The organism is Sphingomonas yabuuchiae, from assembly GCF_014199595.1.
Lineage (GTDB): Bacteria > Pseudomonadota > Alphaproteobacteria > Sphingomonadales > Sphingomonadaceae > Sphingomonas > Sphingomonas yabuuchiae.
The window spans coordinates 164,402-190,008 of record NZ_JACHNX010000008.1; the positions used below are offsets into that span (position 1 = coordinate 164,402).

Consider the following 25,607-nt stretch of genomic DNA (forward strand, 5'->3'; position numbering starts at 1 on the left):
CGGGCGACATCGGATCGCCCACACCCGCGCCATGGGGTCAGGCCCCCAGTGCCGAATTCTCGTCGTCACCGGGCGTGCGCAGCTTCGACGCGCCGAACGCCGCACCGGCGACGGCCGCCGCGACGCCCGCCGCGATTCCGGCGGCGGCATAGGGGTGTTCCTTCACCTTGTCGCCGGCCGCCTTGGCGGCGCCCTGCGCCTTTTCGGTGAAGCTCTTGGCCTGTGCCTGCTTTTCGGGTGGGACATAGGTGGTCATGGCAAGGCTCCTCTCATTGTGCCGATCCTTCGATGGGCAAAAAACGCCAAAGCCTCCAGCACTGTTCCACCCCCGATCCGACCGGCCGTGCGACCGACCGGATCAGCAGGGCCGATCAGAGGACCGAGAGGAGATGCTCGGCCGAGCTGACCTTGAACTCGCCCGGTGCCTCGACGAACAGCTGTTCGACCACGCCGTCGTTGACCAGCATCGTGTAGCGCTGGCTGCGCGTGCCCATGCCGAACTTCGACCCGTCCAGCGTCAGGCCGACCGCCTTGGCCAGATCGGCATTGCCGTCGGCCAGCATGGTGATCTCGCTGGCATTGTTGGTCTGGCGCCAGGCCTTCATGACGAACACGTCGTTGACCGAGGTGCAGGCAATCTCGTCCACGCCCTTGGCCTTCACGGCATCCGCCTGGGCGATGAAGCCGGGCAGGTGCTGCGCCGAGCAGGTGGGGGTGAAGGCGCCGGGCACCGCGAACAGCGCGACGCGCTTGCCCGCAAAATAATCGGTGGTGTTGACCTGTTCGGGGCCTTCGGGCGTCACCTTGACCAGCGTGATGCTAGGCAGGCGGTCTCCGACCTTGATCGTCATCGTGCGGATCCTTCGCGGGGGATTTGCCACGGCACCATGCCGGGCCACGCGGCGTTCATGGCGCAGAGACCTTATAGATTTCAAGCATGGCGAGGTGGGGCGACGATGCCTATAGTCGGTGGCGTGCATCAACTGACCTATCTTTCCGGCCAATTCCTGCTGGCCCTGCCCGGCATGGGCGATCCCCGTTTCGATCATGCCATCATCGCCGTATGCGCCCATGACGAGGGCGGGGCGCTCGGCATCGGGCTGGGCGCGACGATCGACGGCATCGGCTTCCATACGTTGCTCGACCAGTTCGAGATCGCGCATGGCGATATCCCCGACGCGCCGGTCCATTATGGCGGACCTGTCGAGCCGCGGCGCGGCTTCGTGCTGCACAGCCATGACTGGCAGGGGCAGGACAGCGTTGATGTCGGCGGCCGCTGGGTGCTGTCGAGCACGGTCGACGTGCTGCGCGCCATCGCCGAGGGCAACGGGCCGAAGCAATGGGTCGTCGCGCTGGGCTATGCCGGATGGGATGCGGGCCAGTTGGAGCAGGAGCTGCGCGAACCCGGCACCTGGTTCAACGTCGGTGGCGAGCCGGGCATCCTGTTCGACGTGCCCGCCGAGGACCGCTGGCAGGCGGCTTACGGCGCGGCCGGTGTCGATCCGCGCCAGCTGGTGACGGGCGGCGGCAGGGCCTGAACGATCCTGTTCCTCCCCTTGCAGGGGAGGAATGCAAGACGCTCAACGATATAAAGATATCTTTATATTTGATCCCTAAGGCGATCACCGCTAAGGCGGGCGCCGTGCCGATCGGCGTGCGCGCTACGTCTTGGTCGGCCCCATTTTGCACGGAGTTTCGTCGTGTCCACGACTGCCGCCACCAAGAACGATTACGTCATCAAGGACATCAGCCTGGCTGATTTCGGCCGCGCCGAGATCAAGATCGCCGAGACCGAGATGCCCGGCCTGATGGCCCTGCGCGACGAATTCGGCGCTCAACAGCCGCTCAAGGGCGCGCGCATCACCGGCTCGCTGCACATGACGATCCAGACCGCCGTGCTGATCGAGACGCTGACCGCGCTCGGCGCCGACGTCCGCTGGGCGACCTGCAACATCTACTCGACCCAGGACCATGCCGCCGCCGCGATCGCCGCGAGCGGCGTGCCCGTCTTCGCCGTCAAGGGCGAGACGCTGGCCGAATATTGGGACTATGTCGGCGACATCTTCACCTGGGACGGCGACGTCGAGGGTCAGACCGCCAACATCATCCTGGACGATGGCGGCGACGCGACCATGTTCGCGCTCTGGGGCGCCAAGCTGGAAGCCGGCCAGACCTTCGGCGAGCCGGAAAATGAGGAAGAGGTCGAGTTCCAGCGTTCGGTCAAGGCGTTCATCGCCAAGAAGCCTGGCTATCTGACGCAGACCGTCAAGAACCTGAAGGGCGTGTCGGAAGAGACGACCACCGGCGTTCACCGCCTGTACGAGATCGCGAAGAAGGGCGAGCTGCCTTTCCCGGCGATCAACGTCAACGACTCGGTCACCAAGTCGAAGTTCGACAACCTCTATGGCTGCAAGGAATCGCTGGTCGACGCGATCCGTCGCGCCACCGACGTCATGCTGGCTGGCAAGGTCGCTGCGGTCGCCGGTTTCGGCGACGTGGGCAAGGGCTCGGCCCAGTCGCTGCGCAATGGCGGCGCGCGCGTGCTCGTGACCGAGATCGATCCGATCTGCGCGCTGCAGGCGGCGATGGAAGGCTTCGAGGTCGTGACCATGGATGAGGCCGTGAAGCGCGCCGACATCTTCGTCACCGCGACCGGCAACGCCGACGTCATCACCGCCGATCACATGAAGGCGATGAAGCCCATGTCGATCGTCTGCAACATCGGCCACTTCGACAGCGAGATCCAGATCGCGGCGCTGTCGAACTACAAGTGGACCGAAGTGAAGCCCGGTACCGACCTGGTCGAGTTCCCGGACGGCAAGCAGATCATCGTGCTGGCCAAGGGTCGCCTGGTGAACCTGGGCTGCGCGACCGGCCACCCGTCCTTCGTGATGTCGGCCTCGTTCACCAACCAGACGCTCGCCCAGATCGAGCTGTGGACCAAGGGCGAGAACTACAAGAACGAAGTCTACGTCCTGCCCAAGCACCTCGACGAGAAGGTCGCCGCGCTCCACCTCGAAAAGCTGGGCGTCCAGCTGTCGAAGCTGTCGGAGAAGCAGGCCGCTTACATCGGCGTGCCGGTCGAAGGTCCGTTCAAGCCGGATCATTACCGCTACTGATCCCGTCTTCTGGCTTTGTCCGAACGAGAAGGGCCGTCCGAAAGGGCGGCCCTTTTTCTTTGGCTGCGTCCCACGGCTCTGCGTCTTCGTTATGGCGTATCGCGTGCCGATCGGGCTAGAGATGGGCGGATGCAGCGTTTCGGCCCGGCCTTTCTCGGATGATTGCGATCGGTGATACCGAGGCGGTCCTGTTGGGTGCAGGCGCCTGTGCCCTGATCGTGATCGGCATGGTGCTGCTCTATCTGGGCGTCCGCGCCCGGGCCGAGGCGTCGACGGTGCGGCTGGAGCGGGACCGGCTCGATGCGATGCTGCGCGCCGGCCCTGCCCAGGCGATGGTGATCCGCAGCGACGGGCGGATCGAAATGCCCCGGCGGCTGGCCGACTGGCTGGGGCTGGCCGATGTGGCGCGCTTCCTCGAGGAACTGGCCTATGAAGACGCCGGGCTTACGCCTGAGGACAAGGCGCTGCTCGCCGCCGATCTGAACGCCGCGCAGAAGACCGGACGCCGTTTCCGCCGGATCGTCCGGCCGCAGGGATCGGTGCGCACCCTGCTGTTCGACGGTGCCCGCGCGCCCGCGCATCAGGGCGCGGCCGGGGAGGTCGTCATCTGGGTCTTCGACATGACCGAGACGCAGGACGAGATCGTCCGGCTCGACGGCGAGGCAAAGCGCCTCGGCGACGCCTTCCAGGCGCTGACCGGGCTGATCGAGGCCGCCCCGCTGCCCATGTGGTATCGCGGCGCCGATCTGCGCCTCGCCATGGTCAACACCGCCTATGTCGAAGCGGTCGAGGGACGGGACGCCGCCGATGTCGTCGGGCGCGGCCTGGAACTGGTCGAGGGGTCGGGGCGCGGTGGTCCGCTGGCGGGCGCGGCGGCGGCGCGTGATCAGGGGCGGCCGCACGAGCAGGTCCTGCCCGCCACCATCGACGGCGCGCGCCGGGCGCTACGCATCTTCGACGTGCCGCTGCCGACCGGCGGCATCGCGGGCTTCGCCGTCGATATCGAGGATCTGGAACAGTCGCGCGCGGGCGCCAAGCGCTTTGCCGAGGCGCAGCGCGCGATGCTCGACCGGCTGTCGGCGGCGGTCGCGCATTTCGGGCCGGATCGCGGCCTCGTCTTCTGCAACCAGCCCTTCCGCCGCATGTTCGCAATGCGCGCCGAGTGGCTGGCCGACCATCCCGAATTCGACCGTATCCTGGAGCGGATGCGCGAGGCCAATCGCAGCCCCGAAGTCCGCGACTTCCCCGGCTGGAAGGCGGAGCGCGTCGGCTGGTTTCGCCAGGCGAGCGGCGGGATCGAGGAGCAATGGCATCTGCCGGGCGGCACGCATTTGCGCGTCGTGGCGCAGCCGTTGCCCGACGGCGGCCTGTTGATGATCTTCGAGGATCGGACCGAGGAGGTGCAGCTGGCCTCCGCGCGCGACACGCTGTTGCGTGTGCGGACCGCGACCTTCGACAATCTGTTCGAGGCGCTGGGCGTCTTCGCCGCCGATGGTCGGTTGCAGCTGTGGAACAACCGCTTCCGCGCGCTCTGGGGTCTGGAGGAGGATTTCCTGACCAGCCATCCGCGTGTCGATGCCTTTGCCGAGCGCGTGGCGGAGCGGCTGGCGACGCCGGGACGCTCGGCGCTGATCGTCGATCTGGTCCGCTCCGCGACGATCGAGCGGCAGCAGCGCGGCGGGCGCGTCGCCTTCGCCGATGGGCGACATTTCGAGTTTGCGGGCGTGCCGCTGCCCGATGGCAATGCGCTGTTCACGCTGCTCGACATCACGGACAGCCGCCGCGCCGAACAAGCCTTGCGGGATCGCGCCGATGCGCTGGAGGCGGCGGACAAGGTCAAGACCGCCTTCGTCGCTAATATGAGCTATGAGCTGCGCACGCCGCTGACCTCGATCAGCGGTTTTGCCGAGATGCTGCATGGCGGTTTCGCCGGACCATTGCCGGAGACGGCGACGAGCTATGTCGAGGCGATCCTCGAATCCACGGAGCGGCTGGGCCTGCTGGTCGACGATGTGCTCGACCTGACCCGCGACCAGGCGGATGGCGGCATCGCACGCGAGGATGTCGAACTGGCCCGCGTCGCGCGGGCGGCGGCCGATACGATCCGGCCGATCGCGGGACGCCGCAAGCTCGACTTCGCGGTCGAGGTGCATCGCTCGCTCGGCCGGATCACCGGCGACCGCCGCCGGTTGCAGGAGACGATCGAGCATCTGCTGCGCCATGCGGTCGAACAGACGCCGGAGGGCGGACGCATCCTGCTCCACGCCGATGGTGATTCGGCGCGGGCGCGGATCGTGGTATCGGACGACGGGCAGGGCATGGACCAGGAAGCCGTCGCGCGCGCCTTCGATCGTTTTGCCGAGCCGGGCATCAAGGCGACCGGCGAGCGTGCGCTGGGCCTCGGCCTGCCGCTCGCCAAGAAATTCGTCGAGGCGCATGGCGGCACCGTCACCCTGCTGTCCGAACCGGGTGAGGGCACGCTGGTCACCGTCGAACTGCCCCGGCGCGTGGCGGAAAAGGAAAATCCATGACGATCCGGCTGGCCGATGCCGCCGCCACCGAGGAATTCGGACGTAGGCTGGCAGCGCATCTCCGCCCCGGCGATGTGGTGACGCTGACCGGTACGCTGGGGGCGGGCAAGACCAGCCTGGCGCGCGGGCTGCTCGCCGCGCTCGGCCTGCCCGGTGAGGCCCCGTCCCCGAGCTTTGCCATCGTCCAGCCCTATGCCCCGCCCGAAACCGCGATCCCCATCCTGCATGTCGATCTCTATCGCCTCGACGGGCCGGAGCAGATGGAGGAACTGGGGCTGGACGAGGCACTGTGGGACTCCGCACTGATCGTCGAATGGCCCGACCGGGCAGGCGAGGGCGCCTGGCCGCAGGCGCTGGCGCTGACCATCGCGATGGATCCGGGCGGCGGACGTATCTTGACAGCACAGGTCCCCTCGGGCTGGGAAAACCGATGGCCGATATGACCCCTCCGGCGGATGCGCCCGCCTTTCTGACGACGCTGGGATGGGAGGGGGCGGTGATCGCCCCGCTCGCCGGAGACGCCTCGTTCCGCCGTTATTTCCGGGTGACGCAGGGGGGGCGCCGCGCCGTCCTGATGGACGCGCCGCCGCCGCATGAGGACCCGCGTCCCTTCATCGCCATCGCCCGCTGGCTGGTCGGTAAGGGCTTTGCCGCGCCGACGATCCTGGGTGCGGACGAGGAACGCGGCCTCGTCCTGATCGAGGATTTCGGCGACGACCGGATGCGGGAGGCGATCGAGTCCGATCCCGATGCGACGGTGCAACTCTACAGCGATGCGGTCGACCTGCTGGCCGCGCTGCGCAACCATGCGCCCGAGGGGCTGGCGCCCTATGACACCGCCGTCCTTCACCGGGAGGCGGCGCTCCTGCCCGAATGGTACACGCCCGCTGTCGGCCTGGATGTCGACGGCGAGGGTTATCGCGCCGCCTGGGACCAGGTGTTCGCCCATGCGCTGACAGACAAGCCCGTCACCGTGCTGCGCGATTATCATGTCGAGAACCTGATGCTGGTCGGGCCCGGGCGGACGCTCGGCTTGCTCGACTTCCAGGACGCGCTGGCCGGGCATCCGGCCTATGACCTCGTCTCGCTGCTCCAAGATGCGCGGCGCGATGTCGAGCCCTCGATCGAAGAGGCGATGCTCAAGCGCTATCTGGCCGCGACCGGCGAAGGCGAAGCCTTCCTGAACGCCTATCACGTGCTGGGTGCCCAGCGGAATGCCAAGATCGTCGGCATTTTCACCCGCCTCTGGAAGCGCGACGGCAAGCCACGTTATGCTGCGCTGTGCCCGCGCGTCTGGGCCTATCTGGAACGCGATCTGTCGCAGCCGGTGCTGGCGCCGGTGGCCGCCTGGTTCGATGACAATGTGCCGCCCGAGCTGCGCGGCGACCCGAAGGTACTGTCCCGATGACTCGGCAACTCTCGCTTCGTCCCACGCCTTCGGGCCGGGTGCCGCGCACCGCGATGGTGATGGCGGCGGGGCTGGGCAAGCGGATGCGTCCGCTGACCGCCACGCGCCCCAAACCGCTGGTATCGGTGGCGGGCAAGCCGTTGATCGACCATGTCTTCGACCGGCTGGTCGCGGCGGGGATCGAGCGGGCGGTGGTCAATGTCCACTATCTCGCCGACCAGCTGGAAGCGCATCTGAAGGATCGCTTTCCGGGGATCGAAGTCATTATTTCGGACGAGCGCGAGCAATTGCTCGAAACCGGCGGCGGGCTGGTCAAGGCCAGGCCCCTGCTGGGCGACGATCCGATCCTGGTCGTCAACAGCGACAATCTGTGGATCGACGGACCGGTCGACGCGATCCGCCTGCTCGCCTCGCGCTGGGACGAGGCGACGATGGACGCGCTCCTCCTGATGGTGCCGCTGGCGCGGGCGCACAATCATGACGGGCAGGGCGACTTTTACCTTGGCGCCGATGGCCGGATCACCGCGCGGCGTCAGCGCGGCCGGGTCGCGCCTTTTTCCTATACCGGGCTCCAGATCCTGCACCCGCGCCTGATCGCCGACGCACCCGAGGGGCCCTTCTCGACCAACCTGTTCTGGAACCGCACGATCGAGGCGGAGCGCGCTTTCGGGCAGGTGCATCAGGGGCTGTGGTTCGATGTCGGCACCCCGCGCGCCATCCCGCAGACGGAGCTGATCCTCGCGGATGGGTGAGCCACGCCGCCCGAGGCTGCACACCATTCCGGCGCATCGTGGATTTGCCGATGCGCTGGTCGCCGGGCTGATGCGGCGCAGCGGGGGCGATCCGCTGACGCTGGCGCAGGGCATGATCCTGCTGCCGACCAATCGCGGCGTCCGCGCGGTCACCGAGGCGTTCGTCCGCGCGAGCGGCGGCGGCCTGATCCTGCCGCGCATGGTCGCGCTGGGCGACCCCGAACTGGGCGAAGCGGCGGGCTCCGCGCTCGACCCCGCCGATGCCGAAGCACCCCCGCCGCCCGCCATCGCACCCTCGGCGCGCCGGATGATCCTGGCGCGGCTGGTCGAGCAGGAGCGGCAACGCGCGGGCCAGCCGGTGACGGCGGCCGAGGCCGTTCGGCTGGCGGGCGATCTAGCCCGTACGCTGGACCAGATGCTGGTCGAGGAGGTCGATCCGGCCGAACTCGCCGCGCTCGACCTGGGCCCCGAGCTGACCGAGCATTGGCAGTCGGCGCTGGCGACTTTTTCGGTGGTGCTCGACCGCTGGCCTGCGGTGCTGGAGCGGATGGGACGGATCGATGCGGCGAAGCGCCGCACCCTGCTGCTCGACCGGACGGCCAAGCGCTGGGCGCAGGCGCAGCCCGCCGGGTTCGTCTGTGCGGCGGGTGTCACCGATACCGCGCCTGCGGTCGCGCGGCTGCTGCGCTGCGTGTCGGAGATGCCGGGCGGCTCGGTAGTGTTCGCCGGGCTGGACCTGACCATGCCCGACGCGGAATGGGATGCGCTGGGCCCCCATAAGCCCGATCCCGAGACGGGCCGCACCCGCCGCTCGATAGAGACGCACCCGCAATATTCGCTGAAACTGCTGCTCGACCGGATGGGCGTCGGGCGCGGCGAGGTGACGGTGTGGCGCGGCGGCGGGGACTATGACGCGGGGGCCGCGCGAGGCCGTGCCATCGCCAATGCCATGGCCCCGGCCGACTTTACCGGCAAATGGACCGATCTGCCCGCCGAGGATCGGCGGCTGTCGGGTGTCTCCACCATCGAGCTCGCCACCCCCGCCGAAGAGGCACAGGCCATCGCGCTGGCGCTGCGCGAGGCGGTCGAGGAGCCGGGTCGTACCGCCGCGCTCGTCACCCCCGACCGCGCGTTGGCGCGGCGCGTGGCGGCGCATTGTCGGCGCTGGAACATCCTGATCGACGATACGGCGGGGCGGCCGCTTTCGATCCTGTTGCCGGGCACCTTCCTGCTGCAACTGGCCGAGGCAGCGGCGCAGCATTTCGCGCCATTGCCGCTGCTCGCTCTGCTCAAGCACCCGCTGATCCGGGGCGAGATGGAGCGGGTGGAGTGGCTTGACGGCGTCCGTGCGCTCGACCGGGCGCTCAGGGGGCCGCGCCCGGCGCCGGGGCTCGACGGCATCGCCGCGCATGTCGCCGACAAGCCCACGGCTTCCGCCTTCTGGGCCAAGGCCGCGCCGATGCTGGAAGCGGTCGGACGGACCTTTGGCGACGGGCCGCAGGGGTTGCGCAGCCTGCTCGCCTGTCTGCGCGAATGCGGGCAGACCCTGTGCGGCGATGCGCTATGGACCGGCCCCGCCGGGCGCGCGGCAGCGGAGTTCCTGGCGGGTTATGAGGAGGAGGCCGATCACGGCCCCGCCCGGGTCGATCCCGCCGAGTTGCCCGCGCTGCTTCGCAGCCTGTTCGACGAGATCGCGATCCGCGCCATTCCGCGTGAAGGCCAGCATCCCCGCCTCGCCATCTATGGGCCGATCGAGGCGCGTCTTCAGACCGCCGACTTGATGATTGCGGGCGGCCTGAACGAAGGAGTCTGGCCGGGGCGGCCTGCGCCGGACCCGTGGCTGGCGCCGCGTATCCGCTCGCTTTTGGGGCTGGTCGGGCTGGAGCAGCGGATCGGCATCGCCGCGCATGATCTGGCACAGGCGATGGGGGCTCCCCGCGCGATCCTGACCCGCGCGCGCCGCGATGCGAGCGGACCGACCCTGGCCTCGCGCTTCTGGTTGCGGCTTCAGGCGATGGCGGGCGAGCGGTTCGAGGCGCATCCTTCGCTGGCGCGCTGGGCGGTCGAACTCGACCGACCGGTCGATTACGCGCCCGTCGACCGGCCCGCGCCCAAGCCCCCCGCTGCGCTCCGGCCCACCACGATCTCGGTGACCGAGGTCGACCGGCTCAAGGCCGACCCTTACGCCTTCTACGCGCGCCGGGTGCTGCGCCTGTCACCGCTCGACCCGGTGGATGCCGACCCCAGCGCGGCGTGGCGCGGCACCGCCGTCCACGACATATTGGAGATGTGGTGGAAGGAGGACGCTTGCGATGTCGAGGCGCTGCGCCCCCGTGCGCTGGCGATGCTGCGCGACCAGCGGACCCATCCGATGATGCGCGCCTTGTGGCAGCCCCGACTGATCGAGGCGATCGACTGGATCGCCGCCGAGGTCGCCGCCAAGGCGGGTGAGGGCCGCCATGTCCTGAGCGCCGAGGGCAAGGGAGAGGCCAAGCTGGCGGGCGTGACGCTGACCGGCCGGTTCGACCGGATCGACAAGGCGGCGGACGGGTCGCTGGTGGTGATCGACTACAAGACCGGCAAGCCGCCCTCCACGACGGCGGTGCGCGAAGGGTTCAGCCTGCAACTCGGCCTGCTCGGTCTGATCGCCGAGCGGGGCGGGTTCGAGGGCGTGTCCGGCAAGGCGGGCGGGTTCGAATATTGGTCGCTGGGACGCGGGCGCGAGGGGCTGGGCTATATCGCCACCCCGGTCGACCCCGATGGCAAGCGCGAACGCATCCGGACCGACGAGTTCGTATCCATCGCGGCGGCGAACTTCGCCGACGCGGCGGGGCAATGGCTGACGGGCGATGCGCCGTTTACCGCCAAGCTGGTGCCCGAATATGCGCCCTATGCGGAATATGACCAGCTGATGCGGCGGGATGAATGGTATGGCCGTGATCGGTAATGTTTTCCCTTGGCCTTCAACTTCGCTCAGGCTGAACGGGGTGTGGGGATTGTCTACAACGGCCGTTCACGCAGAGCGAAGTCGAAGCGCACGGGATTCGGCCGCATGAGCGCCCGCCCCATGGCCAACCTCCCCCCGCTGAAAGGCGATCAGGCCGCCGCGAGCGACCCCGCCGCGCATGTCTGGCTGTCCGCTTCGGCGGGCACGGGCAAGACGCAGGTGCTCGCCGCCCGCGTGTTCCGCCTGCTGCTGCGCGGCGTCGCGCCCGAGGCGATTCTGTGCCTGACCTTCACCAAGGCCGGGGCCGCCGAAATGGCGCAGCGGATCAACGGCCGCCTCGCCGCCTGGGTGCGGATGCCCGAGACCGAGCTGTTCCGCGACCTGAAGGCGCTGGGCGAAACGCCGACGCCGGACCTGCGCGACCGGGCGCGGACCCTGTTCGCCCGCGTGCTCGACGCGCCGGGCGGCGGCCTGCGCATCCAGACTATTCATGGCTTCTGCCAGGGGCTGCTCGCGGCCTTTCCGGTCGAGGCCGGGCTTGCGCCGGGCTTCCGACCGCTGGAAGCGCGCGAGGAAGCCGTGCTGGCGCGTGAGGCCTTGGCGCGGATGCTGGAAACCGCCGAGCGCGAGGGCCGTGTCGGCCCGGTCGAGACGGTCGGCGCACTCTCGCTGCGGCTGGGCGAGGGCGGGGCGGAGGGCTTCCTCGCTGCCTGCGCCCGCGCGCCGGGTGCGCTGGAGGCGCTGCCCACCGGTATCCAGCCCTGGCTCCGCCGCGCGCTCGATCTGCCGTCGGGGGATATCGACGAGGCGATTGCCGAGGGTGTCGAGGAGATCGACGAGGACGTGGTCGTCCGTCTGACTGGGGCGAACCGCGCCTGGGGCACCGCGACCGGCGACAAGGCGGCGACGACGCTGGAACGCTGGATCGGCAGCGACCGGGCGGGGCGGGTGGCGCTGCTCGAAGAATTGATGGGCACGGTCTTCACCGCCAAGGGCGAACCGCGCAAGGCGTCCAAGAAGCTGACCGACGCCGATCCCGATTATGAGGACATGGCGCGCGAGCTGGGCGAGACCTGCCGCCATTTGCTGGGTCTGGCGGCGCGGGCGCGTCATGCCGATCTGCTCGCCGACGCGCTGAGCGTGGGGCGTGACTATGCGCGCGCCTATACCTTGTCGAAGCGCGCCATCGGGGCGGTCGATTTCGACGACCTGATCCGCACCACCGTCGAGCTGCTGGAGCGGCCCGGTATCGGTGAATGGGTCCGCTACAAGCTCGACCAGGTGACCGAACATGTCCTGATCGACGAGGCGCAGGACACCAACGCGCATCAGTGGCGGATCGTGCGCGCGCTGGCCGACGAGTTCTTCGTCGGGCGCGGCCTCTATGCGCCGTCCACTCGGACGCTGTTCACTGTAGGCGATCACAAACAGGCGATCTTCGGTTTCCAGGGCACCGACCCGATCAACTTCCAGGCGGCCGAGCTGCATTTCTCGCGCCGCGCGGACGAGGTGGCGGGCGACGACGAATGGCCGCCCGAAGAGCGCGGCCTGCCGTTCAACCAGTTGTCGCTGACCCACAGTTTTCGTTCGACCACGCCGATCCTGGAGTTCGTCGATGCCGCCATCGAGGCGCTGGGCGAACCGGGCATGGGCATGGCGGGCGAAGTGGAGCGCCATGCCAGCGAGGTGAAGGGCCCCGGCCGCGTCATGCTCTGGCCGCCGGTCGTGGCGGGCGGTAGCGACGAGGATGAGGAAGGCTGGATCGACGATGCGGTGCGCAAAGTGGCGACCGATATCGCGCGCGCCGTCCGTCGCTGGCTGGACGACGGTGTCATGCTGGAGAGCAAGGGACGCCGTCTGGAGCCGCAGGACATCATGATCCTGGTCAAGCGGCGCGGCGACCTCGCGTCGCTGATCGTCGCGCGGCTCTATGCCGAGGGAGTGCCGGTGGCGGGTGTCGACCGACTGCGGCTGAACGCGCCGCTGGCGGTACAGGATCTGCTGGCGACGGTGCGGTTCGCGCTTCAGCCCGAGGACGACCTGTCGCTGGCGTCGCTGCTGGTATCGCCGCTGATCGGCTGGTCGCAGGATCGGTTGATGGCGGCCGGGCACCGGGCGCGGGGATCGCTCTGGGCGCATCTGACGCGAACCTTGCCCACCGAAGATTTGGCCCCGCTCCGCCAGATGCTGGCACGTGCCGATGTGTCGACGCCCTACCAGTTTCTGGAGGAATTGCTGTCCGGGCCGCTCGACGGGCGGCGCAAGCTGATCCGGCGGCTGGGGACCGAGGCGCGCGATCCGATCGAGGAACTGCTCAACGCCGCGCTGACCTTCGAGAGTACGACGACGCCCTCGCTCCAGCGGTTCCTCGACTGGTTCGATCGCGGCGATGTCGAGATCGTGCGCGATCCGTCCGCGCCGCTCGACGCCGTGCGGGTGATGACCGCGCATGGTTCCAAGGGGTTGCAGGCGCCGCTCGTCATCCTGGCCGACGCGACCGCCGATCCGACCGCAAGCCCCCGCTCGATCCTGCGCTGGACGCCAGAGCCGGGGGCATTGCCGATCCCGGTCTTCCCGCCGCGCGCCGAGGAACGGGGCGGGCCGCTGGATGCCGTCGCGGCCGAGATCGCCGCGCGCGAACTGGCCGAGCATTGGCGGCTCTTTTACGTCGCGGCGACGCGGGCGGAGGAGCAACTGGTGGTCGCGGGTGCGCTGGGCAAGCGGGCGGCGGGCGTGCCGCCGATGCACAGCTGGTACGCGACCTGCGCCCGCGCGATGACCGCGCTGGGCGTGCCCGAGGTCGAGCCGGGCGACGGCCAGTCACGCCAGTTCCTCGGCACCCTGCCACAGCCGCCGGTCGCGGCCCGCCCCGGCATCATGGTCGTGGCGACGGCGCGGGACGAGACGCGGCTGCCCGACTGGGTTCATGCGCCCGCGCCGCAGGAGTCGCGGCCGCCGCGCCCGCTCGCACCGTCGCAGCTGGGCGAGGACATGGTCGCCGATCCGCCCCCCACGCCCGCGATGCGCGCCGCCGCCGAGCGGGGCCGGTTGATCCACTGTCTGCTCGAACGTCTGCCGCCGGTGGCACCGGAAAAGCGGCGCGGGGCGGCCGAGCGTTGGCTGTCCCAGGCGGCAGGGGTTGAGGATCCGGCCATGCGCGCGGACGTGACGGGGGCGGTCTTCGCGATCCTCGACGATCCGGCCTATGCGCCGCTGTTCGGGCCGGGTTCGCTGGCCGAAGCGCCGATCGCGGCGACGCTGGCCAATGGTCTCGTCGTGTCGGGTCGGGTCGACCGTCTGCTGATCGATGCCGACGAGATACGCCTGATCGACTACAAGACCGGGCGGCGCGCGCCCGGCGGGATCGACGATGTGCCCGCATTCCATCTGGCGCAGATGGCGGGTTATGCCGCCGCGCTGGAGGTGATCTTTCCGGGTCGGCGGGTGTCAGTGGCGCTGCTCTACACGGCGGGGCCTCGCCTGATCACCGTGCCCGATGCGCTGCTGGCCGCGCACAAGCCCGGCTATCGCGACCGGGAGCAAAGCTTGGCGCTCGGTGGTTGAGCGACCGACGCGCGCGTCCTAGATGGATGACAATCCAAGGAGTATTGAGACTATGGCAACCAAGCAGATCACCGACGCCAGCTTTGAAGCGGACGTCCTGAACTCCGACAAGCCGGTGCTGGTAGATTTCTGGGCCGAATGGTGCGGACCGTGCAAGATGATCGGCCCGTCGCTGGAAGAGCTGTCGGAAGAACTGGGCGAGCAGGTGACGATCGCCAAGCTGAACATCGACGACAATCCCGACGCGCCGGGCCGTTACGGCGTGCGCGGCATCCCGACGATGATCCTGTTTAAGGGCGGTGCCGCCGCCGCGACCAAGGTTGGTGCCGAGCCCAAGGGCCGGATCAAGGCCTGGCTGGAAGGCGCGCTGTAAGGTTTAGACGGTCTCGGTGAGACCTCCTGCCCTCCCCCATCCCCTCCCGCTTGCGGGAGGGGCGTGCCAAGCGCCGTAGGATTGGCTCCTCCCCTCCCGCAGGCGGGAGGGGATCGAGGGGAGGGAAAGGTGTCTCACCGAGACCGTATTTCGCGGCACTCCCTCACCCGAACCCCTCCCAATTGCGGGCGGGGCTTTCCTCTGGCTCAGCTCAGCGGGATCATCACCACGTCGCGGAACGGCGCACGTTCCCGCAATGCCGCATACCAGCGCTCCAGATTGGGCCGCGAAGGCCGCTCGACCGGCAGCTGGAACCACGTATTCGCATAGGCCGCGACCGGAATATCCCCGATCCCGAACGAGCCACCCGACAGCCATTCCTGCCGCGCCAGCACATCGTCGAGGATCGCGGACAGCCCCGCCGCCCGTGCCACGCTCCGCTCGATCAGCGCGGTGTCGCGCGCTTCGGGGGCCGTGCGCACCATCTGGAAAAAGATCGGCCGGATCGCATCCGCCCAGGTGAAGCCCCAGTCCATCCACCGCTCGATCGAGGCTCGGGCCTGCGGATCGACGGGATAGAAAGCCTCTCCACCCCGCGTCGCCGCCAGATAGCGCAGGATGCTGTTCGACTCCCACAGGACGAAGCCGTCATCCTCGATCGTCGGGATCAGCGCGTTGGGATTGAGCGCACGGTAGCCTTCATCCATGCCGAACGGGCCACCGACATCACGCCGGTCATAGGCCAGCCCCATCTCCTCGGCCAGCCAGACGACCTTCTTGACATTGTGCGAGTTGATCCGGCCCCAGATGGTCAGCATCGGCTTCAGCTCCGGTAATCGGCGTTGATCGAGATATAGCCATGGGTCAGGTCGCAGGTCCAAACCGTCGCGACGCCTTCGCCCAGACCCAGATCGACGCCGACCGCGATCTCCTGTCCCTTCAGGTGTGCGGCGACGGGCGCTTCGTCATAGCCCTCGACCGCCAAGCCGTCCTTAGCGACCAGCGTCTCGCCGAAGCGGATCGACAGCCTGTCGCGCTCGGCCGGTTCGCCCGCCTTGCCGACCGCCATGACGACGCGGCCCCAATTGGCGTCCTCGCCCGCGATCGCGGTCTTCACCAGCGGCGAGTTGGCGATCGACATGGCGATGCGTTGCGCCGAACGGTCGCTCTCCGCGCCTTCGACTCGGATTTCGATCAGCTTGGTCGCACCCTCGCCGTCACGCACGACCAGCAGTGCGAGTTGATGGCATAGATCGGCCAGCGCCGCGCGGAAGGCATCCGCCCCGTCGCTCTCGTCATCGATCAGCGGCGCATTGCCCGCCTTGCCCGTCGCAAAGGCCAGCACCGTGTCGCTGGTCGAGGTGTCGCCATCGACCGTGATGCACGAAAAGCTGCGGCCATTGGCGGCGCTCAGCGCGCGTTGCAGGAACTCGGGCGCGACGGCCGCGTCGGTGAAGATGAAGCCCAGCATCGTCGCCATGTCGGGCGCGATCATGCCGGAGCCCTTGATGATGCCCGCCAGCGTCACCGTGCGGCCATCGACGACGGCGGTCGTCGTTGCGCCCTTGGCGAAGGTGTCGGTGGTCATGATCGTCGCGGCGGCGTCTTCCCAGCCACAGGGCTCGGCGGTGAAGGCGGCGTCGAGGCCTGCCTCCGCCTTGTCGATGGGCAGCGGCACGCCGATCACCCCGGTCGAGGCGACAAACACGTCTGAGGGTTGGCACTCCATCGCGGCGGCGGTGCGTGCGGCGATGGCCTCGACGGCGGCGCGGCCCCGGTGGCCGGTAAAGGCATTGGAATTGCCCGCGTTCACCACCAGCGCACGGGCCTGGCCCAGCACCAGCGCCTTGCGGCACCATTCCACCTCCGGCGACGGACATTTGCTGGTGGTCAGCACGCCCGCCACGCTCGTCCCTTCGGGCAGCGTCACGAAGGTCAGGTCGCAGCGATCCCACTTTTTATACTGCGCGCGGGCAACGCGCAGCGTCACGCCGTCGATCGCGGGCAGAGCGGGAAAGGGCTGGGCGAGGGGAGAGGTGGCGATGCTCATGGCCCCGTGCTTTGCCGCTTGCGCGCGCGCGCTGCAACGGGTGATATCTGGTGACAGTCGTGGTTTCGGGGGATTTCATAGGATGATCGTAGCGATGGCGATGGCGGCGATCACGCTCCCGGCTTCGGCTCAGCAAGAGCCGAAGGCACAGATTTCCGGCGAGGTGATGCGAACGCTCTTCGGTCCTGACAATTATCCTCCCTCCGCACTTCGAGCGGGCGAGCAGGGCCGGGTCATCGTCGATCTTGAGATCGACGCGGCCGGGCGTGTGACCGAATGCAAGGTGGTCGAGGCGGCATCTCAGAACCTTGCCATACAAACCTGTCGGCTTACGGTAACTGGCGCTGGATTGTTCTCTCCAGCCAAGGACGCCCGGGGCAAGCCGGTGCCGAGCCGCTATTCGCTGAGAATACGATGGCAATTGCCCGGTGGCGGTGGGTCGGAAGACCCGACGACCATGCCGGTAACGCTGCGTCTCGTCGCCGAACCCGATGGGCGCGTCCTGAAATGCGAGGGCGGAAGGCCATCGCAGCAACCGCTGGTCGCAAGGAGCGGCCCCATGTGCGACGGGATGGCCCGTCGCCTGATCGATGCCATTACCCGCCAGACCGGGAAGCCCGTCACACGCCGCTTCGAAGGGCGCTTCCTGATCGACTATGCCCCAAACGCGGCGGCTCACGATCCCGCGCTTTGGCCAAAGGACCTGACCTTTCTCAGCGATATGAACGTCACATATGGCGTGACGTCGCAGGGACGCTTCATCGATTGCAAGCGTGACCTGCGTGTCTGGGAAAAGGGTATGCCCATTCCATCGCCCTGTGACGGACAGACGGAGATGGGCCCCGGTGCGACACCCGCCGTCGCCGTGTCGCAGGTCGATGCGCTGCTCCGTCTCGGCTATCGCTTTCCATCCGAAGAATAAGGGGCATGCTGGAGCGGGAGCGCATCTGGGGCGCAGGGGTCGGGCTTCGCAACATCGTGCTCGCGGTGATCGGCATATACCGAACGTTCAACGTCCGGTGGCAGATGCCGCTCGACAAATGATGATGCCGCGTACGGCGCGCGATGCCATGCAACGGATGGACGCGCCGCGCGTATGTGCCTAAGACAAGCCTCGCATGAACCTGCTTCTGCTCCTTTCCGCTCTTTTGTCCGCGCTGACCGGCGTGGGTGCGAGTGCGCGTGGGCAGGAGGCACGGGGGGTCGTTGCCGAGCGCTGCATCGTGGCCGCCGCCAAGCAGGCCGCCGTTGCGCGCGCCGCGACGCGGCCGGTGCAGGCGCTCGTCGCGCTGGTGGATAGCGCCGGACCTCTCGGTATGTTCCGGGCGGTCACGCCCCGGCCGATCGCTGCGATCTTCATGGGCCGTCGGCGCGAATAGCCCCGGCGTCGGCCATGGCCGACCCCATCCCTTGACATTGCAGTCGCGCGCGCCCCGCTTCGACCGGCGCTGCGCCCATCTCACGATATTTCAGTCAGGAAATCGCTTATGTTCGGCGGCCTCGCCAAGTCCCTGTTCGGTTCGTCCAACGACCGTTACGTCAAGTCGCTCAAGCCGACGGTCGCCAAGATCGCCGCGTTCGAGCCCGAGATGGAGGCGATGACCGACGCCCAGCTCGCCGCGCAGACGGTGAAATTCCGCGAACAGCTCGATAACGGCGCCACGCTCGACAGCCTGCTGCCCGAAGCCTTCGCCACGGTGCGCGAGGCTGCGCGTCGCGTGCTGGGCCAGCGTCACTATGACGTGCAGATGATCGGCGGCATCGTGCTCCACCGGGGCGAGATCGCCGAGATGCGCACCGGCGAGGGCAAGACGCTGGTCGCTACGCTCGCCACCTATCTGAACGCGCTGCCCGGCAAGGGCGTGCACGTCGTGACCGTCAACGACTATCTGGCCAGCCGCGACGCCGCGACCATGGGCCGGGTTTATAATTTCCTGGGCCTGACCACCGGCACCATCATCCCCAATCTGGACGATGCGCAGCGCCGCGCGGCCTATGACGCCGACATTACCTATGGCACGAACAACGAGTTCGGCTTCGACTATCTGCGCGACAATATGAAGTATGAGCGCTCCTCGATGGTGCAGCGCCCCTTCAACTACGCGATCGTCGACGAGGTGGACTCGATCCTGATCGACGAGGCGCGCACGCCGCTGATCATCTCCGGCCCGACCGACGACAAGTCGGAACTGTATATCGGCGTCGATGCGATCGTGAAGCAGCTGACCGCCGACGATTACGAGAAGGACGAGAAGCAGAAGTCGATCATCCTGACTGAGGACGGCACCGAGCGCGCCGAGCGCCTGCTGGAGGCGGCCGGGCTGCTCCAGGGCGAGAATCTGTATGATTTCGAGAATACGCAGGTCGTCCATCACCTGAACCAGGCGCTGCGCGCGAACATGATGTTCAAGCGCGACACCGATTACATCGTGAAGGACGGCAAGGTCGTCATCATCGACGAATTTACCGGCCGCATGATGGACGGGCGTCGCTGGTCGGAAGGCCTGCACCAGGCGGTCGAGGCGAAGGAGGGCGTCAATATCGAGCCCGAGAACCAGACCATGGCCTCGATCACCTTCCAGAATTATTTCCGCATGTACCCGAAGATCTCGGGCATGACCGGCACCGCCGCGACGGAAGCGGGCGAATTCTACGACATCTACAAGATCAACGTCGTCACCATCCCGACCAACGTGCCGATCGCGCGTGTCGACGAGGAGGACGAGTTCTACAAGAACACGCAAGACAAGTTCCTGGCGATCGCCAAGAAGATCCGCGACCACGCCGCCAAGGGGCAGCCGGTGCTGGTCGGCACCGTGTCGATCGAGAAGTCGGAACTGCTCAGCGAATTCCTGAACCAGGAAGCCGTGCCGCATAAGGTGCTGAACGCCCGCTATCACGAGATGGAGGCGCATATCGTCGCGCAGGCGGGCCGTCTGGGCGCCGTCACCATTGCGACCAACATGGCGGGTCGCGGCACCGACATCCAGCTGGGCGGCAACTTGGAATTCCGGATGCTCGACGAGCATCCCGATCTGGTCGAGGGCACGCCGGAATATGAGGAGGCGGCCGCCCGCATCCGCACCGAGATCGTCGCCGAAAAGCAGAAGGTGCTGGAGGCGGGCGGTCTGTTCGTGCTGGGCACCGAACGCCATGAAAGCCGCCGCATCGACAACCAGCTGCGCGGCCGTTCGGGCCGTCAGGGCGATCCGGGCCTGTCGCGCTTCTACCTCAGCCTGGACGACGATCTGCTCCGAATCTTCGGCCCGGACACGCTTTTCGCCAAGATGATGCGCAGCAATATCGAGGATGGCGAGGCGATCGGCAGCAAGTGGCTGTCCAAGGCGATCGAGACCGCGCAGAAGAAGGTCGAGGCGCGCAACTACGACATCCGCAAGCAGGTCGTCGAATATGATGACGTTATGAACGACCAGCGCAAGGTCATCTACGAACAGCGCGCCGACATCATGGATGCCGAGACGGTGGGCGAAGTCGTCGCCGACATGCGCGCCGAGACGGTCAATGCGATCGTCGGCACCGCCTGCCCGCCCAACAGCTATCCCGAGCAGTGGGATGTCGCGGGCATGAAGCAGCAGCTGAAGGACCTGCTCAACCTCGAGCCGCCGATCGACGACTGGATGACCGAGGAAGCGATCGACCCGGAGATCGTGCTGGAGCGCGTCTCCGCCGAGGCCGATGCGATGGTCGAGGCCAAGGCCAAGGAGCTGGAGCCCGACACCTGGACCAGCGTCGAGAAATCGATCCTGCTCCAGAATCTGGACCATCACTGGAAGGAGCATCTGGCGACGCTCGACGCGCTGCGCCAGGTCGTCCACCTGCGCGCCTATGCGCAGAAGACGCCGATCAACGAATATAAGCACGAGGCGTTTTCGCTGTTCCAGCGGATGCTCGACAATATCCGCGAGGATGTGACGCGCACCATCGCCTATGCCCAGTTCCAGCTCCAGGCGCCGCCGGAACTGCCCGAGCTGCCGGACTTCATCACCTCGCACTTCGATCCGTTCACCGGCGAGGACAATACGAATGATTGGGACGCAGCTGCGCGCGGGCTGCTCCAGCCGCAGATGCCGCCGATGCAGATCCCGCAGCCTGAGGGCATGGACCTGGGTACCGATCCTTCGCAGTGGGAAGGTCGCGTGAACCGCAACGCGCCGTGCCCGTGCGGATCGGGCCTGAAGTACAAGCATTGCCACGGAGCGGTGACGGCCTGATCGTTTTTCGATCGGTAGCGTAAGAGGGCGGCGGGCTTCGGTTCGCCGCCCTTTTTATATTCCTCCCCTGCAAGGAGATAGGGACCAGCGAAGCTGGTGGAGGAGTGTCAACGCTGGCGAGGTCGGACTGCCACCTCCCCTTGCAGGGGAGGAATGGACAGGTCTTGTTCAGTCACAGAGGGCGATCCTCCGCCGACAGGGAGGATCAACCATGAAGCACTATGCGATGCTGGCCGTCTTAACAGCCTCACTACCCACTGCCGCGTCTGCGCAGTTCGTCAGCGCCGGGCCACCCTCCGATATCCTCGCCATGCCCAATCAGCCGAGCGTCGCGGCCGACCGACGCGACATCCGTCACGCGATCCGTGAGGGACGGCGCAGCGGCGACATATCGCGTGCCGAGGCTCGATCCTTCAAGCGCGAGGATGCCGCGATCAGTGCGTTGGGGGAGCGCTTCGGGCAGGACGGACTGTCACCGTCCGAGGAACGCGAGTTGCAGGTCCGCACCGAGGCATTGCGCGGCATGGTCAATGCGCGCCGGGTGCGTGGCGGTCGCCCGTAAATCAAGAAAAAGGGCGGCCACCCCAAAGGTGACCGCCCCATGATCCGATACCTTGGCCGGATTACTTCGGCATCACCACCGTCGGCCCGATCGTCGAGACGATCGCACGGGCGTCGAAGGCGCGGAGATTGTCGCGCGGGATCGGACCCTTGCGCATCACGACCTCGGCCGTCGCTTCGTAGCGGTCGATGGTGTTGATATCCATGTTGTTGCCGAAGAAGGGATCACCCCAGAACGGGTCCCAGCTGCGCCAGCCGAAGCCGCGGCCATAATAGCGCCACGACGGGCCCCACCAGCCGCCGCCCCAGCCGCCGAAGCCCGGCCCGAAGGCGCCCGGCGTCGAATAGGTGCGCGAGCGCAGCTGCGTGTCGCGGTCGGCCATCACGAAATAGTCATAGCCATTGGCCAGCGTCAGTTCGGCCGCGCGGTACAGCAGATAGCGCTCGACCGTGTCGCGCGACGTCACGGTGTTACCCGCGAAGCTGACGATGAAGCGACCCGGTTCCAGCTGCTGGTCCGAATAGCCGGTGCGGTAGAAGCCCGAACCCGTCGCCGGGCGATAGGTGGTTTCGGTCGCACATCCCGCGACCATCAAGGTGCTGGCGCCGAGCAGCGCGAGCGCGATCTTCCGACCGAATTGCATGGACACTTCTTCCTTTCCTTGCCGCTCGACCAGGCCGGACGGCAACAGCCCTGTAGCTGGCGCCGGTCTAACCTATCCCGGCAGAACGGTCGATGAACGGTTTGGCTCCCGCGATGAATAGTGCGTCACACGCCTGCCATATGGATTGCAATTTGCCGTCGATGCGGTGCGCGACGATGTTCGAACAGATAGATGCCCTGCCATGTCCCCAGCATCAGCCGCCCGCCGATCAGCGGAACGGACAGGTGAACACCCGTCAGGATGCTGCGCAGATGCGCGGGCATGTCGTCCGGCCCCTCATCGTCATGGGCATAGGCGCGGGCATCCTCGGGCGCGATTCGCGCGAAATAATCGAGGATGTCAGTCTTCACCTCCGGCGCGGCATTTTCCTGGATGATCAGCGAGGCGGAGGTGTGCCGACAGAACAGGGTCAGCAGCCCTTCGCCCATGCCCTGTTCGCGCACCCAGGCCGTGACGGGCCGGGTGATCTCGGTCAGGCCCTGACCATAAGTGTCGACGGTGATGATGGTGGTGGCTTGGCGCATGGTTCCTCAATGCCCGACCCGCCCCGTCGGTGCCAGCCGGATGAGAATTGAACAGGTTCGCGGCAAGCGCGTTGTGCCCGCTTGAGGATAAGGAGACCTGCCATGAAAGCCCTGCTCGCCGCTCTGGCCGTCGTTACCGTTGCCGCCCCCATCGCCGCGACGCCCGCCGTCGCCCAGGATCGTGACTATCGCTGGCATGGTGACCGTGACGATTGGGATGCCTCGCGCGATTACCGCCGCGGCAATCATCGCGAGCGTCGCCTGAGCCGCGAAGACCAGATTTATCGTGGTCGCGATGGCCGCACCTATTGCAAGCGCAATGACGGCACCACCGGCCTGGTGGTCGGCGCGGTCGGCGGTGGCGTGCTGGGCAATGTGATCGGCGGCGGTACGCTGGGCACGCTGCTGGGTGCAGGCGGCGGTGCGCTGCTCGGCCGCTCGATCGATCGCGGCAAGGTCCGCTGCCGCTAAGCTTGGCAGAAAGGAAGGGCGTCGGTGACAGGGTTCACCGGCGCCCTTTCATTTTTCTGGCCAAGGACGACGCTCCTGCATCATGATGCACGCGGGAGGGCCGATATGGCATTTGATCTGAGACTGACGACCGCGATGGCGGCGGCGCTGCTGGCAAGCGGCTGTAATCGCGCCAAAGCCGATGACAATTGGACAACCGATCGCGACACGGCGATCTGCACCGACGCGCAGGGTGTGCGTCTGCCCGACGATCGCTGCCGCCAGCATCGTGTCGGCGGTGGTGGCGGGGCTTTCTGGTATTTTCTGGGTCGCGGCCGCGCCATTCCCTGGTTCGGGGAACGCGCGACCGGCGGCAGTTTCCGTGCCGCGACCGGTGCCCGCTATGCCTATGCTCCGCCCGGTAGCGCAATGACCCGGTCCGCCGCTGTCAGCCGTGGCGGCTTCGGCAGTTCGGCGCGCCGCTTCGGCAGCATCCACGCATGATCCGCCAGACGCTGACGCCGCGACCCGACTGGCAGGCCAAGGTCGAGGCACTGGGCCTGATCTGGCATGAGGGGCGCGAGCGGCCTTATTGGGACGAAAGCGCCTGCTATCGTTTCACCCGCGCCCAGATCGACACGATCGAAGGGGCGACGGGCGAGCTCTACCGGCTGTTCCTGGCGGCAGGGGAGGCCGTGGTCAGCGACCCCGCGCTTCTGAACCGTTTCGCCATCCCGCCCGTCTTCCACGACCCGATCCGCGAAGCCTGGGAGGCCGAGCCGCCCGCGCTGAATTTCGGACGGTTCGACCTGGGCTATGACGGTTTGGGTGCTCCGAAGCTGTTCGAGTTCAATTGCGACACGCCGACATCGCTGTTGGAGGCGGCCGTCGTGCAATGGGCGTGGAAGGAAGAGCGTTTCCCCGCCCTCGACCAGTATAACAGCCTGCACGAGGCGCTGGTCGCCCGCTGGGCCGAGATCGCGCCCGCTCTGCCCGCCACGCTGCACGTCGCGCATGTCGAAGACCCGGCGGGCGAGGATGCCGTCACCGCCGCCTATCTGCGTGATACGGCCGAGGCAGCCGGTATCACCACCATCCCCATCCTGATGGAGCGGATCGGCTGGAACCACGACACGCATTGCTTCGTCGACGAAGCGGACATGCGGATCGAGGCGCTGTTCAAGCTCTATCCGTGGGAATGGCTGGTCCATGAGGAGTTTGCCGGACCGCTGCTCGACAATCTGGAGCGCGGCGACCTGACCTGGATCGAGCCGATCTGGAAGATGATCTGGTCGAACAAGGCGATCCTGCCGGTACTGTGGGACCTGTTCCCCGGCCATCCCAATTTGTTGCCCACGAGCTTCTCGGTGCCGGGCGGCGATGCGGTGGCCAAGCCTTTATTGTCGCGCGAGGGCGCAAACGTCTCGATCCGCAAGGCCGGGAGCATCGTGGCGGAGACGGCGGGAGACTATGGCGAGGAAGGTTATATCTACCAGTCGCTCTACCGTCTGCCGGAGGCGGCGCCGGGATGTTTTCCGGTGCTGGGCAGCTGGGTCGTGGACGGTGCGCCGGTGGGGATGGGCATCCGCGAGGACGGGCTGATCACCTCGAACACGGCGCGGTTCGTGCCGCATGTGATCGACGGCTGATCCGTCATGGCTGGCGCTGTCTGGGAGAAGACAGCGCCGGTGGCTCCCTGAGTAGGATTCGAACCTACGGCCGCTCGATTAACAGTCGAGCGGAAACGGCAGTTTTCTGAGGGGCTTTCTGACCTTTTCCCCGTCTGTTCACGGTAGGGTATCTGCGGCGGGCAGCGATTTGTCATAATGGCTCTGGACCCGCGAATCACCGGCGATTAGCGTCGAGCGCTCGCTCCAGAACATAGCCCCAGCCGCGCTCAGTAGAGATGGTCACCTCTCCGCCCAGGCTGCGCAGCCAGCGGCGCAGTCGGCATATCCGCACCTTGGCCACGTCGGTCTCGGCATCCTCTCCTACGGTCAGCATGGCGAGCGTAAGGTGCGAGGCCCGGCCGCGCCGGACGAGGTGGTAAAGCGTTTCCACCTCGCCGGGCGGCCGGTGGTACCGGATTCCCTTCCAATAGACCGCCCCCGGATCGCGCTGGACGATCAGGCCGAACCGCTCGACGCGATCGGGCTGGTCGGCTCCGCAATGGGGGCAGTGGCTATCCACGGGATCAGACCTTCAGCTCGACGGCGATCGCATACCAGAATGTGCCGCCGGAAGAGCCTGGCGACAGATTGGAAAGCGTCGTGACGGGGCCGTAGGTGTCATTGCCGCCAGCATCGGACCCGGAGGTCGCGTTGGTGTGGCCGATGCGGTTGGCGTTCGTGTCCATGTCACTGCTCGCCGATCGCGAGCCGCCGAAATATGCGACCCACGATGTTCCAGGGCTTTGCAGCGACCACGACGA

Annotated in this window: 24 protein-coding genes; 16 read left to right on the forward strand and 8 right to left on the reverse strand. The window is 67.3% G+C overall.

Features of this window, described 5'->3' with window-relative positions; all coding sequences use genetic code 11:
- Positions 1-37: 37 nt before the first annotated feature.
- Both GGQ89_RS11775 and GGQ89_RS11780 read right to left on the reverse strand, forming a co-directional pair.
- Positions 38-256 (reverse strand): hypothetical protein, encoded by a 219-nt coding sequence (locus GGQ89_RS11775; protein WP_056437961.1) that lies wholly within the window; start codon positions 254-256, stop codon positions 38-40.
- 115 nt (positions 257-371) lie between these two features.
- Positions 372-851 carry a peroxiredoxin gene (locus GGQ89_RS11780; RefSeq protein WP_184105920.1) on the reverse strand — a complete coding sequence of 160 codons (480 nt, stop codon included), beginning with the start codon at positions 849-851 and terminating at the stop codon, positions 372-374.
- A 123-nt stretch (positions 852-974) separates the two neighbouring features.
- On the opposite strand from GGQ89_RS11780, the gene GGQ89_RS11785 reads away from it, so the two are divergent.
- The 9 genes from GGQ89_RS11785 (at position 975) to trxA (ending at position 14,694) form a co-directional block, all read left to right on the forward strand.
- Positions 975-1,538 carry a YqgE/AlgH family protein gene (locus GGQ89_RS11785; RefSeq protein WP_338112289.1) on the forward strand — a complete coding sequence of 188 codons (564 nt, stop codon included), beginning with the start codon at positions 975-977 and terminating at the stop codon, positions 1,536-1,538.
- A 162-nt stretch (positions 1,539-1,700) separates the two neighbouring features.
- A complete protein-coding gene (gene ahcY, locus GGQ89_RS11790; RefSeq protein WP_056437950.1) occupies positions 1,701-3,119 on the forward strand; it encodes an adenosylhomocysteinase in 1,419 nt (472 codons plus the stop codon).
- A 158-nt stretch (positions 3,120-3,277) separates the two neighbouring features.
- Positions 3,278-5,650: a sensor histidine kinase gene (locus GGQ89_RS11795; protein ID WP_184105921.1), complete on the forward strand. Its 2,373-nt coding sequence runs from the start codon at positions 3,278-3,280 to the stop codon at positions 5,648-5,650.
- Positions 5,647-6,093, forward strand: coding sequence for a tRNA (adenosine(37)-N6)-threonylcarbamoyltransferase complex ATPase subunit type 1 TsaE (gene tsaE, locus GGQ89_RS11800; protein ID WP_184105922.1), 447 nt, complete (start codon positions 5,647-5,649; stop codon positions 6,091-6,093). Before GGQ89_RS11795 ends, tsaE begins: the two co-directional genes overlap by 4 nt.
- Entirely contained in the window at positions 6,090-7,058 is a 969-nt protein-coding gene (locus GGQ89_RS11805; protein WP_184105945.1) for an aminoglycoside phosphotransferase family protein, read from the forward strand. Before tsaE ends, GGQ89_RS11805 begins: the two co-directional genes overlap by 4 nt.
- Complete coding sequence (locus tag GGQ89_RS11810) at positions 7,055-7,810, forward strand: nucleotidyltransferase family protein (protein ID WP_184105923.1); 756 nt, start codon at positions 7,055-7,057, stop codon at positions 7,808-7,810. The genes GGQ89_RS11805 and GGQ89_RS11810 overlap by 4 nt, the downstream gene beginning before the upstream one ends.
- On the forward strand, positions 7,803-10,757 hold the full coding sequence (locus GGQ89_RS11815; RefSeq protein WP_184105924.1) for a PD-(D/E)XK nuclease family protein: 2,955 nt from the start codon (positions 7,803-7,805) through the stop codon (positions 10,755-10,757). The genes GGQ89_RS11810 and GGQ89_RS11815 overlap by 8 nt, the downstream gene beginning before the upstream one ends.
- A gap of 105 nt (positions 10,758-10,862) precedes the next feature.
- Positions 10,863-14,321 carry a double-strand break repair helicase AddA gene (gene addA / locus GGQ89_RS11820; protein WP_184105925.1) on the forward strand — a complete coding sequence of 1,153 codons (3,459 nt, stop codon included), beginning with the start codon at positions 10,863-10,865 and terminating at the stop codon, positions 14,319-14,321.
- Positions 14,322-14,373: 52 nt separating this feature from the next.
- Entirely contained in the window at positions 14,374-14,694 is a 321-nt protein-coding gene (gene trxA / locus GGQ89_RS11825; RefSeq protein WP_007404159.1) for a thioredoxin, read from the forward strand.
- Positions 14,695-14,900: 206 nt separating this feature from the next.
- Here the strand turns inward: trxA and GGQ89_RS11830 are convergent, their stop codons facing one another.
- Positions 14,901-15,512 carry a glutathione S-transferase family protein gene (locus GGQ89_RS11830; protein ID WP_184105926.1) on the reverse strand — a complete coding sequence of 204 codons (612 nt, stop codon included), beginning with the start codon at positions 15,510-15,512 and terminating at the stop codon, positions 14,901-14,903.
- 5 nt (positions 15,513-15,517) lie between these two features.
- The gene (argJ, locus tag GGQ89_RS11835) at positions 15,518-16,744 is read right to left on the reverse strand and encodes a bifunctional glutamate N-acetyltransferase/amino-acid acetyltransferase ArgJ (RefSeq protein WP_184105927.1); all 1,227 of its coding nucleotides are present in this window, start codon (positions 16,742-16,744) and stop codon (positions 15,518-15,520) included.
- A gap of 82 nt (positions 16,745-16,826) precedes the next feature.
- On the opposite strand from argJ, the gene GGQ89_RS11840 reads away from it, so the two are divergent.
- From GGQ89_RS11840 to GGQ89_RS11855, 4 genes are all read left to right on the forward strand, one after another.
- Positions 16,827-17,666: an energy transducer TonB gene (locus GGQ89_RS11840; protein WP_184105928.1), complete on the forward strand. Its 840-nt coding sequence runs from the start codon at positions 16,827-16,829 to the stop codon at positions 17,664-17,666.
- Between the two features lie 196 nt (positions 17,667-17,862).
- Positions 17,863-18,123 (forward strand): hypothetical protein, encoded by a 261-nt coding sequence (locus tag GGQ89_RS11845; RefSeq protein ID WP_184105946.1) that lies wholly within the window; start codon positions 17,863-17,865, stop codon positions 18,121-18,123.
- Between the two features lie 108 nt (positions 18,124-18,231).
- Complete coding sequence (secA, locus tag GGQ89_RS11850) at positions 18,232-20,976, forward strand: preprotein translocase subunit SecA (protein ID WP_184105929.1); 2,745 nt, start codon at positions 18,232-18,234, stop codon at positions 20,974-20,976.
- A gap of 211 nt (positions 20,977-21,187) precedes the next feature.
- Complete coding sequence (locus GGQ89_RS11855; protein WP_184105930.1) at positions 21,188-21,538, forward strand: hypothetical protein; 351 nt, start codon at positions 21,188-21,190, stop codon at positions 21,536-21,538.
- Positions 21,539-21,599: 61 nt separating this feature from the next.
- Here GGQ89_RS11855 and GGQ89_RS11860 read toward each other — a convergent pair whose 3' ends face one another.
- A complete protein-coding gene (locus GGQ89_RS11860; protein WP_052811366.1) occupies positions 21,600-22,181 on the reverse strand; it encodes a CC0125/CC1285 family lipoprotein in 582 nt (193 codons plus the stop codon).
- A 125-nt stretch (positions 22,182-22,306) separates the two neighbouring features.
- Positions 22,307-22,726, reverse strand: a complete 420-nt coding sequence (locus GGQ89_RS11865) for a secondary thiamine-phosphate synthase enzyme YjbQ (RefSeq protein ID WP_184105931.1) — start codon at positions 22,724-22,726, stop codon at positions 22,307-22,309.
- Positions 22,727-22,828: 102 nt separating this feature from the next.
- On the opposite strand from GGQ89_RS11865, the gene GGQ89_RS11870 reads away from it, so the two are divergent.
- From GGQ89_RS11870 to GGQ89_RS11880, 3 genes are all read left to right on the forward strand, one after another.
- Positions 22,829-23,197 (forward strand): glycine zipper 2TM domain-containing protein, encoded by a 369-nt coding sequence (locus GGQ89_RS11870; RefSeq protein ID WP_056437916.1) that lies wholly within the window; start codon positions 22,829-22,831, stop codon positions 23,195-23,197.
- A gap of 105 nt (positions 23,198-23,302) precedes the next feature.
- Positions 23,303-23,680 carry a DUF1190 domain-containing protein gene (locus tag GGQ89_RS11875; RefSeq protein WP_184105932.1) on the forward strand — a complete coding sequence of 126 codons (378 nt, stop codon included), beginning with the start codon at positions 23,303-23,305 and terminating at the stop codon, positions 23,678-23,680.
- Positions 23,677-24,825, forward strand: coding sequence for a glutathionylspermidine synthase family protein (locus tag GGQ89_RS11880; RefSeq protein ID WP_184105933.1), 1,149 nt, complete (start codon positions 23,677-23,679; stop codon positions 24,823-24,825). Before GGQ89_RS11875 ends, GGQ89_RS11880 begins: the two co-directional genes overlap by 4 nt.
- 196 nt (positions 24,826-25,021) lie before the next feature.
- On the opposite strand, the gene GGQ89_RS11885 is transcribed toward GGQ89_RS11880, so the two are convergent.
- Together GGQ89_RS11885 and GGQ89_RS11890 are read right to left on the reverse strand one after the other, a co-directional pair.
- Positions 25,022-25,366 (reverse strand): hypothetical protein, encoded by a 345-nt coding sequence (locus tag GGQ89_RS11885; RefSeq protein ID WP_184105934.1) that lies wholly within the window; start codon positions 25,364-25,366, stop codon positions 25,022-25,024.
- Between the two features lie 4 nt (positions 25,367-25,370).
- Positions 25,371-25,607, reverse strand: a 237-nt coding sequence (locus GGQ89_RS11890; RefSeq protein ID WP_221238933.1) for a hypothetical protein, incomplete at its 5' end; no start/stop codon positions are given.